Below are 14,697 nucleotides of genomic sequence, written 5' to 3'. Positions count from 1 at the left end.
GGGCGGATCTGTACGGGCGGATCTGTACGGGGCCCGGCAGGTACGGAAGCCCGCCCGTACGAACGGAGTCAGCTCGGCGCCGAGTAGCTGTGCACCTGGACCGTACGGTTCGGCCCCCACCGCTGCTCGCCCGTCGCCATCAGCGTCCATCCCTGGCGTTCGTACAGCGCCGCGGCGGAGCGGTCGGACGTCACGACGTCCAGCACCGGACGCAGCCCGCGCCCACGGGCCTCCCGGACCGTCTCGGCCAGCAGCAGCGCCCCGATTCCATGGCCCCGTGCCTTCGGCGAGACGTACAGCCGGCTCACCACCGCCGTCTCCTCCGGGCGCGTGCCGGTGCGGCCGCTCCAGAAGCCGGGGGCGGTGTCGCCGGGGCGGGCGTGGGACAGACAGATGTGCCCGACGACCGTGCCGTCGAGCAGGGCGACCCAGGCGCCCGGCGAATCCGGAGGGGCGAGCCAGCCCGCCGGGTCCTGAGGCCAGTCGACCGGGTATCCATCGCTCTCGTGGACATCGGCGAGTACGCGGACACACGCGTCGAGGTCGGCGGCCTCCCGCCTCCTGACGGAAATACGTTCATCACTCACCGGCGCAGCCAATCACGGCGCCGGCGCGCGGAGCACCCGGTTATCGCGGACCGCGCGGCGCCCCGTGCGATACGACACAGCAGGGCACGGGACGCGCGAACGGGCGGGGCCGGCACGTCGACAGGTCGTGCCGCCCCCGCCCGGTTCATGAGACCGGGCGCGCGCTCAGTCCTGGGCCGACGCCGCCCCCAGCAGCTCCCGGATGTGCGTCGTCGCCTCGCGGAACTCCGGCCGGGCCAGGGTCTCCACGTAGTCCCGCTCCGCCGGCAGCCCCACGTCGATGACCTCCGTGATGGTGCCCGGCCGCGGGCTCATCACCACGACCCGGTTCGCCAGATAGACGGCCTCCGAGATGGAGTGCGTGACCAGCAGTACGGTCGTGCCGGTCTCCCGCCAGATACGGTTGAGCTCCATGTTCATCTGCTCGCGCGTCAGCGCGTCGAGCGCGCCGAACGGCTCGTCCATCAGCAGCACCGGGGGCTCGTGCAGCAGCGCCCGGCACAGGGCCACCCGCTGCTGCATCCCGCCGGACAGCTCGTGCGGATAAGCGTCCTCGAAGCCTCCGAGACCGGTCATCCTGATGAGCTCGTCGGCGCGGGCACGCGCCACCGCGTTCGGCATCCGGCGCATCTCCGCCTGGAGCAGGATGTTGCGCCGCGCGGTGCGCCACTCCAGCAGGGCGGCCCGCTGGAAGACGTAACCGATGTCCGGCCGTGGCCCGTCGACCTGCTCACCGTGCAGCCGTACGTCACCGGCAGACGCCTTCAGCAGGCCGGCGACCAGCTTGAGCAGTGTCGACTTGCCGCACCCCGAGGGGCCGACGATCGCCACGAACTCGCCCATCGGCACGTCGAGCGACACCTCGCGCAGGGCGGTGACGTCGCGGTCCTTCGTACGGAACCGGACAGCCACGTCGTTCAGGGAGACCGCCGCCGTGCCGTCGGCACCCACGCTGTCCTTCGGTCCGTCGTCCTTGCTCAGACTGGTCTTGCTCACGCCATGCTCCCGGAGAGTCGCTTCCCTGGGCATCGTCATCCCTTCAGTGCCGAGCTGTCCCAGTAATCCGACGGAGCCTTCGGGTTCTTCACGAGACCGGCCTCGGCGAAGATGTCGATGGTCTCCTGCCAGTCGGCCTCGGTGTTGAGCCCGGGAGCCTTGCCCTGGGTGGACTCGGTGTGCAGCAGCGTCATCGTCGTCGCGAACTGCTCGGCCAGTACAGTCTTCGGCGGCAGCTGCTCGGACGCGCCCTCCATCGCGGCGACCGCGGGCTCCGGCGCCTTCTCGGCCGCTGCCCACGCCTCGCTGACCGCCGCGGCCATGCGCTTGGTGAGGTCGGCGTCCGACTTGAGGATCTTCTGGCCGGCGATCAGACCGTTGGAGTAGAAGTTGAGCCCGTTCTCCGAGAAGCGCAGGTACTCGACGTCCTTCTTGGCCTTGTCCGCCATGGTCGGGCCCTGGTCGCTCGCGTAACCGAGCAGCGCGTCCGTCTTTCCGGAGATCACCGCGGCGATCTTGCCCGCCGGGTCGGTGTTCTGGACCTTGACGTCCGACAGCTTGAGGTTGTTCTTCTCCAGGAAGATCGGGAACGTCTTGGTGAGCGCGTCACCGGCCGTGCCCGCGACCGTCTTGCCCTTGATGTCGGCGGGCGTCTTGATGTTCTGGTCGCTGAAGAACTGCACGGACGACGGCGTCGTCTGGAGCATCACACCGAGGCTCTTGACATCGACACCTTGATCGACGCCGCTCAGCACGGCGGGGGTGTCCGCCCAGCCGAAGTCGGTCTGCCCGGCGGCGGTCGCTTGGACGGTCTTCTGGGAGCCCTGGCCCGCCCTGATCTCCAGGTCGATGCCGTGCTTCTCGAAGATCTTCTCCTCGACGCCGTAGTAGAAGGGCGCGTGTTCGCCGTACGGGTACCAGTTGAGCGTCAGCGTCACCTTGTCGAGCTTCTTGCCCGAGTCGCTGGTGCTGGTGTCGTCGCCGTCCTCGCCGCAGGCGGTGGCGACCAGGAGAAGCGGCACGAGGCCGATCAGGAGTCTGCGGGAGTGCATGGCTGGCCCTTCTCGAAGGAGAGGTCTCATTCAGAACGAGGTCGTGACGTTGTTGTCCCGGCGGCTGGCGTGCCAGGGCAGAAGCAGCTTCTCGGCGATCTCGACCAGGACGAACAGGACGACGCCGATCAGTGACATGACAAGGAGGCCCGCGAACAGCATCGGGGTGTCGAGGTTTCCGTTGGCCTGGAGGATCACGTAGCCCAGACCCTCGTTGGCCCCGACGAACTCGCCCACGACCGCGCCGGTGACCGCGAGCGTCACCGCGACCTTGAGGCCCGAGAACAGATGCGGCAGCGAGGCGGGGAAGCGGATCTTGACGAAGGTCTGCCACGGCTTCGCCCCCATCGTCGCGGAGAGCTGGAGCATCTCGGGGTCGACCGCCTTGAGGCCGGTGACCATGGAGATCACGACCGGGAAGAAGGCGATCAGGACCGCGATGAGGACCTTCGGCGTGATGCCGAAGCCGAGCCACACGACGAACAGCGGCGCGATGGCGATCTTCGGTACGACCTGGGCGAAGAGCAGGATCGGATAGAGGGTCTTCTCGACGGTCGACGAGTAGACCATCACGACCGCCGCGAGCACCCCGACGACGACGGCGATGACGAAGCCGAGCAGGGTCTCGTAGGTGGTCACCCACGTGTGTTCCCAGATGTAACTGGTCTGGCCCGTCAGCACGTCGAGGGTCGCCCCGGGCGAAGGGACGAGATACGGCTCGACCAGCTCGGCCGCGGCGATGGCCCACCACGCGACGAAGCACGCGAACAGCAGCACGACGGGCCGCCAGCTGGTCTCGACGGCCTTTCCGAACCGCTCGCCCGCTCCTGGCCTGTTCCGTGTGGCGACTCCCGCGATCTCTTTGGTCGGTCCCGGCATGACACTCTGGCTCACAGTGAACTCCTCGGGAATCAGGAGCGGTTACTAAGCGCTGTCCGATCCTCTGCTGTACCGGTTGCCGTACTGCCGTACCGGAAGAAGCGCTTTCAGAAAGCGCTTTCTGGTAAGGTGATCGCCACGCTAATGACTGCTTCTCCGAACGGTCAATAGGTCGTCCGGAAGTTTCCGGGACCCGTCAAGGGACCTGCCGCCACCGAGGGGCCGACGTGAGTGAACGGGAAGCACGGCCCCATGTGACGCTCGACGTGGTGGCCCGGCGTGCGGGGGTCTCGCTGGCGACCGCGTCCAGAGCGTTGAACGGCACGACACGCGTCCGGGACGAACTGCGTGAACGGGTGCGCGCGGCAGCGGATTTGCTCGGTTACATCCCCAACGCACACGCCCAGGCGCTCGCCAGCTCGTCGAGCAACACGGTCGGACTCATCTGTCACGACGTGGGCGACCCGTACTTCGCCGCGATCGCCGACGGCGTGATGCGGGCGGCGGCCGAACAGGACGTGCTGGTCATGCTCGCGAGCACGTTCCGCGAACCGGCGCGGGAGATCGAGTACGTCTCCATCCTCCGCGCCCAGCGTGCCCGCGCCATCCTGCTGATCGGCTCCGGCTTCCAGGACCGCACCTGGGAAAGGGCGTTGGGCGCCGAGCTGGATCCGTACATCCGCGCGGGCGGCCGGGTCGCCGTCGTCAGCCGCCACCGCAGCGTGCGCGCCGACGCCGTCCTGCCCGAGAACCGCGCGGGCGCCGCGAAACTCGCCCGCGCGCTGCTGGCGCTCGGCCACCGGCGGTTCGCCGTGCTGAGCGGGCCGCCCGAACTCACCACCGTCGCCGACCGGTTGGCCGGCTTCCGCGAAGGGCTCGCCGAGGCGGGGATCACGCTCGGTCCCGACTGTGTCGTAGAAGGCGCTTTCACCCGCGACGGCGGTTACGCCGCCGCCCGCGAGCTCCTCACCCGCCCCACCCGCCCCACCTGTGTCTTCGGCGTGACCGACGTGATGGCGGTGGGCGCGCTCGCCGCGTTCCGGGAGGCGGGCATCGAGGTGCCCGTGGACATCTCGCTCGCCGGCTTCGACGACATCCCGCTCGTACGGGAGTTGACTCCCCCGCTCACCACTGTCGCCCTGCCGCTGACCGCCATGGGGCAGCACGCCATCTCGCTGGCGCTGCGTGAGCCGCACGGGCAGCGGTCGCGGGTGCTGAGGGTGGGCGGTGAGGTGGTGCTGCGCGCCAGCACGGCGCCGCCGCCGGCAGACAGGAACGCGGGAGAGGGAACATGAGCGTGGATCTGGCCGGCATGAGGATCGACCGCGTCGAGACGTTCGCCGTCGAACTGCCCACCCACCGCTCCTTCGGCGTCGCCGGCGGCTCCGTGGCCGTCGCCGGGAAACCGTCCGTCCGGATCCTGGTCCGGGTCGGCGCGGACGGAGCGTACGGATGGGGCGAGGCGACCCCCATCCCCGCCTGGACGTACGAGACCGCCGAGTCCATCGTGACCACGATCGACCGCTATCTGGCGCCCGCGATCATCGGCACACCCGGGTGGAATCTCGACGCCGTCGACACCGCCTTCGACCGGGCGGTCAACCGGGGATTCACCATCGGCGCGCCCCTCGCCAAGAGCGCCGTGGACGTGGCGCTGCACGATCTGCTCGGACGGGCGGCGGGCGTGCCGCTCGGCGTTCTGTGGGGACAGCGCCGGACTTCGAGCATCGAGCTGGGCTGGATCGTCTCGGGCCAGTCGCCCGCCGAGGTGGGCGACAGCGTCGCCGAGGGTACGGCCGAGGGATACCGCGCCTTCAAGGTCAAGATCGGTCTGCACGACGAGGGCACGGACGCGGCCGTGGTGGCCGCCGTCCGGGAACACGCCCCTGACGCGCCGCTCTGGGTCGACGCCAATCAGGCGTACACGGTGCCGGTCGCCCTGCGGATGGCCCGCCGCCTCGACGCGCTCGGGGTCACCGCCTTCGAACAGCCCCTGCCCGCCAACGACATCGCCGGGCTGCGGCGGCTGCGGGACCTCTCGGCCGTGCCGGTGGCGCTCGACGAGAGCCTGCGGCATCCGAGCGATCTGGCGACGTTCGTCCGCCTCGGCGCGGTCGATGTCGCGATCGCCAAGGTCCAGCGCAGTGGCGGCCTCACGCTCTCCCGGCGGCTCTGCTCGCTCGCCGAGGACTGCGGGGTCGAGCTGATGGGGTCGGGGCTCACCGAGTCGGACCTTGGGCTGGCCGCCTCGCTGCACCTGTTCGCGGCGTACGGCATCACGACGCCGGTCGACCTCAACGGCCGCCAGTTCATCGGCTCGCCGTACGCGGGTGAGACCGTGCGGGTCGAGAACGGGACCGCGTGGGTGCCCGAGGGGCCGGGTCTGGGCGTGGAGGTGGACGAGTCGGTGGTCCGCGAACTGGCAGTCGACGTACTGGAGCACCGTGGCTGACCGCGTACGACCGCGGAACGAGGAGCAGCGCGGGATGACCGCACCCCGCCGGCGCCGGGGCCGACCCGGCGGCTCGCGTCACGTACCGCCGAAGTGACGAGACGTCAGTCGACGCCGCCCTCTCTGCGGTGAATCTGCTCGGACAGCTCGGCGGCCAGTGACTTGACGGTGTCGAGGCCGGCCCTCCCCCACTGCCGGGGCTGGGTGTCGACCACGCATACGGTGCCGAGCGCGATACCGGTCCGGTCGATGAGCGGCACGCCCAGATAGGAACGCAGACCTGTCTCGTCGACGGCGGCGTTGCCGGCGAACCGAGGGAAGTCGCGTACGTCCTCCAGGACGAGCGCCTTGCGCCGTACGACCACATGGGGGCAGTAGCCGTGGTCCCGGTCCCTGAGGCGGCCCGCCTCGGGGTCCGGAGTGTGCAGCCCCGCGTAGAACTGCCGTTCCTCGTCTATGAAGTTGACCATCGAGTACGGCGCACCCGCGAGTTGGGCGAGATGCCGCGCGAAGGCGTCGAAGGCGGGCTCGGGCCGCTCGCCGAGCCCGAGCAGGCGCAGCCGCCCGACCCGGTCGGGCGCGTCCCGGTCGACGGGGGTGAGGAGCAGCCGGCCGATGGGGTCGTACCTCATCACGCCGGCCCGTCGTCCGGGCCGATGCCGCTCGACACGGCGATGCCGGGGGCATCGGCCACCGGGAAGGCGGTGAGCAGGTGCTGGACGAGGGTGACGAGCGTCCGGATCCCCGAGCTGGCGATGCGCGCGTCGCATATCACGACGGGCACGTCCGGCCGGAGGTCGATCGCCGCCCGTACCTCCTCCGGGTCGTAGCGGAAGCCGCCGTCGAACTCGTTGACGGCGACGACGAATCCGATGCCGCGCTGCTCGAAGAAGTCCACGGCGGAGAAGGAGTTCTCCAGTCGCCGGGTGTCGGCGAGGACGATCGCGCCGAGGGCGCCCCGGCAGAGTTCGTCCCACATGAACCAGAACCGTTCCTGGCCGGGGGTGCCGAAGAGGTAGAGCACATGGCGCTCGTCGAGCGTTATCCGGCCGAAGTCCATGGCGACGGTGGTCGAGGTCTTCAGTTCGACACCCGTCAGATCGTCCGTCTCGGCCCCGACCTGCGTCAGCAGCTCCTCGGTGCTCAGCGGTGCGATCTCGCTGACCGATCCCACGAATGTCGTCTTGCCCACCCCGAAGCCACCGGCCACCAGGACCTTCAGCGCGGTGGGGAAGGGAATGGGAAAGGAGTCAGAGCTGTCGTCGTAGGCCATCGAGTACTGCCTCCAGAAGGGAACAGTCGCTGGGATTGTCGAAGTTGTGCGGTGGCCGGACGGTGACCGCGCCGGTCTCCATCAGGTCGGAGAGCAGGATCTTCGTCACGACGGCGGGCAGCCGCAGATGCCCGGCGATCTCCGCCACCGAGGTCGGCCCCTGGCAGAGGCCGAGCGCCTCGCTGTGCTCGGGGCCGTAATACATCTCGCTCGCCGCCCCCGTGGCCATGACCAGGGACATCAGATCCAGCTCGGCCGTCGGGCGGGTCCGGCCGCCACTGACCGTGTAGGGGCGGATGAGCCGGCCCGCCGCGTCGTCCAGCCACGGCCCGTCGGACGGAACCGTCACGCTCAGGGCCCCGTGACGCTCGATGTGGTGCCGGCCGCCTGCCTGACCGGCGTCGCCAGATACGGCCGGACGCTCTTGACCAGCATCGCCATCTCGTAGCCGAGAACGGCCGCGTCCGCCTCGCGGCCGGCCAGCACGGCGAGACAGGTGCCGGAACCCGCCGTCGAGACGAAGAGCAGGGTCGCGTCCAACTCCACCACCACCTGGCGTACCTCGCTGGTGTCGCCGAAGCGCGCGCCCGCGCTGCGGCCGAGGGAGTAGAGGCCGGAGGCGAGAGCGGCCATGTGGTCGGCGCTGTCGGGGTCGAGGCCGTGCACTGATCTGACGAGTCCGTCGGAGGAGAGGAGTACCGCGCTGCGGGTGTACGGCACCCGTTGGACAAGGCCGCTGAGCAGCCAGTCGAGGTCGGAGACGTGGCCTGTCGGCGCATCGCTCGCCATGGTGATCTACTCCTTGTGGGGGTTGTCCCGGTCTTGGCGGTGCGGATCCGGCAGTTCCGTCACGGGGGTGGGAGCTGGGGCGGGGGCCCTGGCTGGGGTTTGAGGTGCGGCGGGATCGGGCCCGGGGTCCCTGGCGGGCTGGGCCTCGGCGAGCCCGATACCGCGCTGGAAGGCGGCCATCAGACCGGGATCGTGGAGTGCCGGTTCACCGTCGCCGGGCGGTGCGGGCGCGTCCCGCAACTGGGGGACGAGGTGCTCCTGGCCCCGGCGCTTGGGCAGTTGGGGCCGGTCCATGGTGCCGCGCACGACGCCGGGTACGGCGAGGTCCGACGACGGGTAGGGCGGTGACGGGTCGGGCACCACCCGCTGGAACTCGGGCCGGAGCGGGGCCTCCGGCTGGAGCCGCGAGCCCGGGCCGGGACGCGCGTCGGCCGGTGTGGCGCGCGCGCCGCGCTCGCCGCGTACGGGCAGCGGACGTCGGCCGGACGTCCGCCGGTGCGACGTGCGCTGGGTCCGGGGCTGCGGGTACGGCTGCCGGGTCCCGGTCCCGGGACCGGGACCGGGCTCCGCCTCGTACACCTGCGTGGGTACGGGCGCGGGCGCCGGGACCGCCTCCTGTGGCACGGGCGCGGGTACGGGCGCTGGAGCAGGCACTGGCACTGGCACTGGCGCAGGCACTGGCGCGCTGACGGGGGCCTGGCCGGTCTGCTGCTGTCCGTCCGGGTCGGCGCCCAACAGGCCCTGCGGCAGGACGAGTACGGCCTGGATACCGCCGTAGATGTTGGCGTGCAGACGAACGGCGACGCCGTGCCGGCGGGCGAGGGCCGACACCACGAACAGCCCGATCCGCCCGTCCTGGAGAAGATGGGCGACATTGACCTGGTCGGGGTCGGCGAGCAGGGCGTTCATCCGTTTCTGCTCGTCGGCGGGCATGCCGAGCCCGCGGTCCTCCACCTCGATGGCAAGCCCGGCGGTGACCTGCTGGGCCCGGAGCAGCACCTGGGTGTGCGGCGCGGAGAACAGCGTGGCGTTCTCGACCAGTTCGGCCAGCAGATGGACGACGTCGGCGACGGCGTGGCCACGCAGGGTGCCGTTGATGGGTGGCACGAGTTTGACGCGCGGGTACTGCTCCACCTCGGCGATCGCCGAGCGCAGCACCTCGGTCAGCGTGACCGGCCGGCTCCACTGACGGCGCGAGATGGCCCCGCCGAGTACGGCGAGGTTCTCCGCGTGCCTGCGGATGCGGGTGGCGAGATGGTCGACTTGGAAGAGACCCTTCAGGAGGTCGGGGTCCTCGACCTTGTTCTCCAGGTCGTCCAGGAGCTGGATCTCCCGGTGCACGAGTGACTGGAGTCTGCGGGCGAGGTTGACGAAGACCTCGACCTTCTGTTCGTTGCCGACGCTGCTCGACAGCCGGGACGCCTGGACGACGGCGGCGACGGCCCCCTCCTGGGAGCGTCCCAGTTCCTGGGCGAGCAGGTCGAGTTCGTCGCCGACGGGAGCCTTCACCGCCGCCGTGCGGCGCGGCGGCGGGCCCTCGCCACGGCGGAGCTGTTCGACGACGCCGCGCAGGTCGGCCTGGGCGCGGGCGCTCGACCGGCGCAGCGCGTTGCAGCGGTCGATCACGGACCTGGTGGCGCGGTCGGCGCCGACGACGGCGGCCGTGGCCGCGACGACGCCGACCAGCACCGTGCCGCCGACGGCCGCCCAGATCTCGGGGGTCGGCCGCACGCCGCCGGAGCGTACGGTGACGAGCACGGCGAGCAGACCGCTGAGCGTGGCTATGACCGTCGGCACCACGGCGGCGCGCAGGAGCTGGGGGCGTATACGTCGTTCGGGTGAGGCCGGCGCGTCGGGGCGGGGAGTCCCCGCGCCCTTGGCCGGTGGCGCCTTGGCCGAGGGCGCGCGGCTGCCCGGCCGGCCGTGCCGTCCGCCTTCTCGGCGTTCGGGTCGCGCGGTGGGTGCGCGAAGTTGAGACATCAGTGTCCTCGGTACGTGGGGCCCCAGGCATGTGGTGTTCTGTGGCGGTGTGGTGCGTGGTCGTCGACGCGACGGCGGGCGGTCATGCGAAAGAAGCCCAGCGTTGATCGCCGAGCACACACGGTAGTTGGCGAATAGTCACTCGCGGCGGACAGTTGACGAACTTGCCCACAGAGCATCCCGCTCTGGTATGAGCTGTCGCACAACAGTCCGAAACAGTGCAATCACCTTGAGGGCCGCAGCAGTTGCCCACGTCTCCGGCCCTCGTCCGCCCGGCGCCCCACGGCCGCCGGTCTCCCGGCTGCCCGGCTGCCCGGCCACTCGGCTACTCGGCTACTCGGCTACTCGGCTACTCGGCGGCGAGGATCACCGAACGGGTGAGGTGGCGCGGCCTGTCGGGGTCGAGACCCCGCGCGCCTGCGAGGGCCAGCGCGAGGCGCTGGATCCGTACGAGTTCGGCCAGCGGGTCGAGTTCCCCGGCCACCCACAGTCCGCCGGTCGCGCCGACCTGCTCGGCGAGGCCGTCGGGCGCGGGGCCGAGCAGCCAGGTCGCCGTGCCCTCGGTGGTGATGCTGATGGGGCCGTGCCGGTACTCCATCGCGGGGTACGACTCCGTCCAGGCGAGCGCCGCCTCCCGCATCTTGAGCGCGCCCTCGTTGGCCAGTCCGACGGTCCAGCCCTGTCCGAGGAAGGTGAACTGCGAGCAGTCGGTGACTCCTTCGGGCAGGGGCTCGGCGACGGCCCGCTCGCCGTCGGCGACCACGGAAGCGGTGTGCAGGCCGAGATGGGCGCGGAGCAGGGTGAGGGCCGTGGTGGCGAACCGGGTCTGCACGACGGACCGTTCGTCGGCGAAGTCCAGGACGACCAGGTCGTCGGCGGCCGAGCGGACGGGCGTCTCGGGGTCCGCGGTGATCGCGGTGGTACGGGCGGTGCCGCGGGTGGCGGCCAGCAGTTGGAGGACCTCGGTGGTGGTGCCCGACCGGGTGAGCGCCACGACGCGGTCGTAGCGGCGGCCGGCCGGGAACTCGGAGGCGGCGAACGCGTCGGTCTCCCCCTGACCGGCACCCTCGCGCAGCGCCGCGTACGCCTGCGCCATGTAGTAGGAGGTGCCGCAGCCGACGACGGCCGTGCGCTCACCGGCCTCGGGCAGTTGGCCCGAGCCGCGCAGGCCGTCGGCCAGCTCCGCCGCCCGGCGCCAGTTCGCGGGCTGGCCGGCCAGTTCCGTCTGGACAAACGTCACGTCGGCTCTCCACTCTCGATCTCCGCAACAGAAATGCTTGTTCATGCATGCTAGGTGAGACTTTCAAGCACCTTCAAGCAAACTCTTCCCGGCATGAAGGTGCTTGAATGATCCGAAGCGTGACGAAGGAGGTGCGGTGCGGTGAACCGGTACGAACGGCACAACACCCTGCTCGAACTGCTCGCGGAGCGGGGCCGGCTGGATGTCGACGTCGTGGCCGCCGAGCTGTCCGTGTCGGCGGCGACCGTACGCAGGGATCTCGACCATCTCGCCGAGCAGCAGTTACTCACCCGGACCAGGGGCGGGGCGGTGGCGCACTCCGTCTCGTACGGGCTGCCGCCCCGCTACAAGTCGGTGGGACGGTCGGCGGAGAAACAGCGCATCGGCCGGGCCGCCGCCGCGCTGGTGTACCGGGGCATGGTCGTCGGGCTCAACGGCGGGACGACGACGGCCGAGGTCGCGCGGGCCATCGCCACGCGCGGCGATCTGGCCGACATGTCGAACCGCGGCGGCGAGCCGGCCGTCACCCTGGTGACCAACGCGCTGAACATCGCGCACGAGCTGGCCGTACGCCCGCACATCAAGATCGTGACCACGGGCGGGGTGGCGATGCCGCAGTCGTACGAGCTGGTGGGGCCGCTGGCCCGGCACATCCTCGGTGAGGTGAGTCTGGACATCGCCTTCATCGGCGCGGACGCGGTGGACGTGACGGCGGGGGCCGGCGCGCGCAGCGAGCACGAGGCGAGCATCAACGCACTCCTGGCCGAGCGGGCGCGCCGGCTCGTGGTGGTGGCGGACAGCTCGAAGCTGGGCACGCCGGCCTTCGCCCGGATCTGCCCGACGGGCGCCATCAGCACACTGATCACGGACGCGGGCGCCCCCGAACAGGCGAAGCTGTTCGAGGAGCGTGGCGTGAAGGTGGTCCAGGTCTGAGACTCCCTCACCGCGCGCCCGACGCGGGGGACTCGCGTGGGCGCGGGGGACTCGTCGGGCGCCGGGGACTCGTCGTTACGGCGCGTTCCGCGTGACGGAGCGCCACCACGGTGCGCCGGGGACGCTCTCCACCGGTGTCGGCTCGTACCACTCACCGGGATACGGCGGCGTGCTCCGCGCGCCCGGATCGGGTCCGGCGGTGACGAGGAGGCTGCCGCCCGGCAGCAGGGCGTGCAGATGGTCGAGCGAGGCGACCTGGGGCAGGAGCAGGGTCCAGAACCGGGTGAGCCACTGCCGCGGCGGACCCTGGACGCCGGACCGCTGACCCGACGGCGGCACCGGCCCGTTGCCCCGGACCAGCACCTGCATGCCGGTGGTCATGGCCAGCGCGAGCGCGGCGACAGCCGGGGTGTCCGCTCCGGGGGCGATGCTCCGGTCCGCCCGGTCGCGCTGGAGCGCCTGGCACATCGCGTCCAGCCAGATCCGGGAGCAGTCCAACGCGGGGTCGGTGTCGCCGCGTTCCCCGGACAGCCGCAGACCCGCCCGGACGGTCGCGCTGCTGCGCAGCTGCTCGGTGAGCGCGTGCGTGATGTCGATCAGGGTCTGAACGGCAGGCGTATCACGCCTGTTCAGGGCCTCGAAGGCGGTCCGCGAACGCGCGCAGGCCAACTCCTGCACCGCGCGGGCGAGTTCCTCCTTGTGCGCGAAATGGAACGACAGGGCTCCCTTGGTCACCCCCGCGGTCTCGCTGATCGTCGTGAGATTCGCGCGTTCGTAACCGGCCCGGTCGAAGACTTCGGCAGCTGCCCGCACCAGGGCGTTCCGGGTCCGCTCGCCCCTTGCCTGCTTCGCCACGAGTCACACCTCAACGTCTCTAGGGGAGATGGCGGCTCTCCGTATCCCCCGGCCGCTTCGATTCACCACAATAAACCGTCGTGCTGGTTTTGTGTACCCATCACGCATTCCACTTCCTGGCTTCAGCCATGCCTTCTCAGCCATTTTGTCTAGAAGTTGACTCCCCACCCCGACAGATCCAGGTCAATAACGACCGACAGGCGACTCCATCCATCTTGACAAACAGACGGTCAGGTTTGTTATGGTCATCTTCCAGGCTGAGGTTGACGAATACGGAGATCAAGTCGTGCGTGTACTCGTGATCGAAAACGACGCCGCCGCCGCGGAGACCCTCGTTCGCGGCCTGCGGCGGCACGGTAACGACGCGACGAGCGTCGGCACCGGGGCCTCCGCCCTGAAGACCCATCGGCAGGCCGAATTCGTGCTGCTCGACCTGGAGTTGCCGGACATCGACGGCCTACAGGTCTGCCGCACCATCCGCGACTCCACCGACACCCCGATCATCGCCGTCACCGCGCGGGGCACCGAGCTGGACCGTGTCCTCGGATTACAGGCCGGCGCGGACGACTACCTCGTCAAGCCCTACGGATTCCGGGAGCTGCTGGCGCGTATGGACGCCGTCATGCGACGGGCCTCCCCGCAGACGCCCGTCGCCCAGGAGGTCAGTTACGGTCCGCTGCACATCGACGCGGGCGCCCGCGAGGTCCGGCTGGAGAAGGAACTGGTGAAGGTGACCCGCAAGGAGTTCGACCTCCTGCACATGCTGGTCTCCCGGCCCGACCATGTGGTCTCCCGTCAGCAGCTCATGTCGCAGGTGTGGGAGGAGACGTGGACCAAGTCGGGCCGGACCATCGACACCCATGTGAGCAGTCTGCGCAGCAAGCTCGGGGCCAGTACGTGGATCACCACCGTGCGAGGGGTCGGATTCCGTATCGGACACGGCTGAGCCGGCCGGGCCGGTGCGGCCCCGGAGCCGTACCGAAGGACGTGAAGGAGCCCCGTACTCGACCGAGCACGGGGCTCCCACACGTCGCGTACCGAGAGTCCCCGAACGGCCTTGACCTTGAGTGGACTTGAGGTTCTACGTTGGTCACAACGGCAACAAACCGCAGGTGGACCCGGAGGTGACCACAGTGAGCGCTGACACCGCACTGGCCGCGCAGCCCATCGGCTACTGGAGTGGAGCCGCGAACAGAGCGATCATCACGCACATCCGTCAGGCGATGGCACGCCTCCATGTGTCCCAGCCTCAGTGGTGGGTGCTCAACCAGCTCGCGGGAGCGCCGACGGCCATGAGCCAGGTCGAACTGGCCCGCCGGCTGCGGGACTACCTGGACCCGGGAACCACACTCGGCCCCGACATCGAGACCCTGCTGGCGCGCGGCTGGATCACCACCGGCGCCGACGGCCGGCTGTCGCTCACCGGGGCCGGGGAGGCCGGCCGGGCACGGATCAAGGAGCTGGTGCTCGAACTGCGCGCGCAGATCCACGACGGCATCGACGACGCGGAGTACGTACGGGCGCTGGGAGTGCTGCGCCGCATGATCAGCAACGTCGGAGGCGACCCCGACTTTCCCTGATCCGGCGAGACGATGCCATGGCCCGTACCGAGTGTTCGGTACGGGCCATCGGCGTCGTCGCCGCGGTCGCGCCCGGTGATC

Annotated in this window: 16 protein-coding genes; 5 read left to right on the top strand and 11 right to left on the bottom strand. The window is 70.4% G+C overall.

Going from position 1 to position 14,697, the window contains the following annotated elements:
• Positions 1 to 68 precede the first annotated feature (68 nt).
• The 4 genes from ACIBBB_RS03185 to ACIBBB_RS03170 all read right to left on the bottom strand — a co-directional run bounded on the left by ACIBBB_RS03185 (position 69) and on the right by ACIBBB_RS03170 (position 3,514).
• Positions 69 to 587 (bottom strand): GNAT family N-acetyltransferase, encoded by a 519-nt coding sequence (locus ACIBBB_RS03185; RefSeq protein WP_398978123.1) that lies wholly within the window; start codon positions 585 to 587, stop codon positions 69 to 71.
• Positions 588 to 752: 165 nt separating this feature from the next.
• A complete protein-coding gene (locus ACIBBB_RS03180; protein WP_398978121.1) occupies positions 753 to 1,622 on the bottom strand; it encodes an ABC transporter ATP-binding protein in 870 nt (289 codons plus the stop codon).
• Complete coding sequence (locus ACIBBB_RS03175; RefSeq protein WP_398978119.1) at positions 1,619 to 2,635, bottom strand: ABC transporter substrate-binding protein; 1,017 nt, start codon at positions 2,633 to 2,635, stop codon at positions 1,619 to 1,621. Before ACIBBB_RS03175 ends, ACIBBB_RS03180 begins: the two co-directional genes overlap by 4 nt.
• Before the next feature lie 30 nt (positions 2,636 to 2,665).
• Positions 2,666 to 3,514, bottom strand: a complete 849-nt coding sequence (locus ACIBBB_RS03170; RefSeq protein WP_398978811.1) for an ABC transporter permease — start codon at positions 3,512 to 3,514, stop codon at positions 2,666 to 2,668.
• A gap of 254 nt (positions 3,515 to 3,768) precedes the next feature.
• On the opposite strand from ACIBBB_RS03170, the gene ACIBBB_RS03165 reads away from it, so the two are divergent.
• Both ACIBBB_RS03165 and ACIBBB_RS03160 read left to right on the top strand, forming a co-directional pair.
• Entirely contained in the window at positions 3,769 to 4,809 is a 1,041-nt protein-coding gene (locus ACIBBB_RS03165) for a LacI family DNA-binding transcriptional regulator (protein ID WP_398978809.1), read from the top strand.
• Positions 4,806 to 5,966, top strand: coding sequence for a mandelate racemase/muconate lactonizing enzyme family protein (locus ACIBBB_RS03160; RefSeq protein ID WP_398978117.1), 1,161 nt, complete (start codon positions 4,806 to 4,808; stop codon positions 5,964 to 5,966). Before ACIBBB_RS03165 ends, ACIBBB_RS03160 begins: the two co-directional genes overlap by 4 nt.
• 104 nt (positions 5,967 to 6,070) lie before the next feature.
• On the opposite strand, the gene ACIBBB_RS03155 is transcribed toward ACIBBB_RS03160, so the two are convergent.
• From ACIBBB_RS03155 to ACIBBB_RS03130, 6 genes are all read right to left on the bottom strand, one after another.
• Positions 6,071 to 6,598 carry a GAF domain-containing protein gene (locus tag ACIBBB_RS03155; protein ID WP_398978115.1) on the bottom strand — a complete coding sequence of 176 codons (528 nt, stop codon included), beginning with the start codon at positions 6,596 to 6,598 and terminating at the stop codon, positions 6,071 to 6,073.
• Positions 6,598 to 7,239, bottom strand: coding sequence for a GTP-binding protein (locus ACIBBB_RS03150; RefSeq protein ID WP_398978113.1), 642 nt, complete (start codon positions 7,237 to 7,239; stop codon positions 6,598 to 6,600). The genes ACIBBB_RS03155 and ACIBBB_RS03150 overlap by 1 nt, the downstream gene beginning before the upstream one ends.
• Complete coding sequence (locus tag ACIBBB_RS03145) at positions 7,217 to 7,588, bottom strand: DUF742 domain-containing protein (protein WP_398978111.1); 372 nt, start codon at positions 7,586 to 7,588, stop codon at positions 7,217 to 7,219. The genes ACIBBB_RS03150 and ACIBBB_RS03145 overlap by 23 nt, the downstream gene beginning before the upstream one ends.
• 2 nt (positions 7,589 to 7,590) lie before the next feature.
• Positions 7,591 to 8,028 carry a roadblock/LC7 domain-containing protein gene (locus tag ACIBBB_RS03140; RefSeq protein ID WP_189108345.1) on the bottom strand — a complete coding sequence of 146 codons (438 nt, stop codon included), beginning with the start codon at positions 8,026 to 8,028 and terminating at the stop codon, positions 7,591 to 7,593.
• Between the two features lie 6 nt (positions 8,029 to 8,034).
• Positions 8,035 to 10,008, bottom strand: coding sequence for a sensor histidine kinase (locus ACIBBB_RS03135; protein WP_398978110.1), 1,974 nt, complete (start codon positions 10,006 to 10,008; stop codon positions 8,035 to 8,037).
• A gap of 349 nt (positions 10,009 to 10,357) precedes the next feature.
• A complete protein-coding gene (locus tag ACIBBB_RS03130; protein WP_398978109.1) occupies positions 10,358 to 11,248 on the bottom strand; it encodes an SIS domain-containing protein in 891 nt (296 codons plus the stop codon).
• Between the two features lie 141 nt (positions 11,249 to 11,389).
• Here ACIBBB_RS03130 and ACIBBB_RS03125 point away from each other — a divergent pair, with 141 nt between their 5' ends.
• Positions 11,390 to 12,181 (top strand): DeoR/GlpR family DNA-binding transcription regulator, encoded by a 792-nt coding sequence (locus ACIBBB_RS03125; RefSeq protein WP_398978107.1) that lies wholly within the window; start codon positions 11,390 to 11,392, stop codon positions 12,179 to 12,181.
• 75 nt (positions 12,182 to 12,256) lie between these two features.
• On the opposite strand, the gene ACIBBB_RS03120 is transcribed toward ACIBBB_RS03125, so the two are convergent.
• Positions 12,257 to 13,036, bottom strand: coding sequence for a ScbR family autoregulator-binding transcription factor (locus ACIBBB_RS03120; protein ID WP_398978105.1), 780 nt, complete (start codon positions 13,034 to 13,036; stop codon positions 12,257 to 12,259).
• Positions 13,037 to 13,322: 286 nt separating this feature from the next.
• Here ACIBBB_RS03120 and ACIBBB_RS03115 point away from each other — a divergent pair, with 286 nt between their 5' ends.
• On the top strand, positions 13,323 to 13,982 hold the full coding sequence (locus tag ACIBBB_RS03115) for a response regulator transcription factor (protein WP_398978103.1): 660 nt from the start codon (positions 13,323 to 13,325) through the stop codon (positions 13,980 to 13,982).
• Between the two features lie 187 nt (positions 13,983 to 14,169).
• Positions 14,170 to 14,616 carry a MarR family winged helix-turn-helix transcriptional regulator gene (locus ACIBBB_RS03110; protein WP_398978101.1) on the top strand — a complete coding sequence of 149 codons (447 nt, stop codon included), beginning with the start codon at positions 14,170 to 14,172 and terminating at the stop codon, positions 14,614 to 14,616.
• The last annotated feature ends 81 nt before the right edge of the window (positions 14,617 to 14,697 follow it).

The sequence above is a fragment of the Streptomyces sp. NPDC051217 genome, from assembly GCF_044455465.1.
GTDB lineage: Bacteria > Actinomycetota > Actinomycetes > Streptomycetales > Streptomycetaceae > Streptomyces.
Note: the sequence above shows the minus strand (reverse complement) of the source record. Positions and strands in the feature narration are given on the sequence as shown.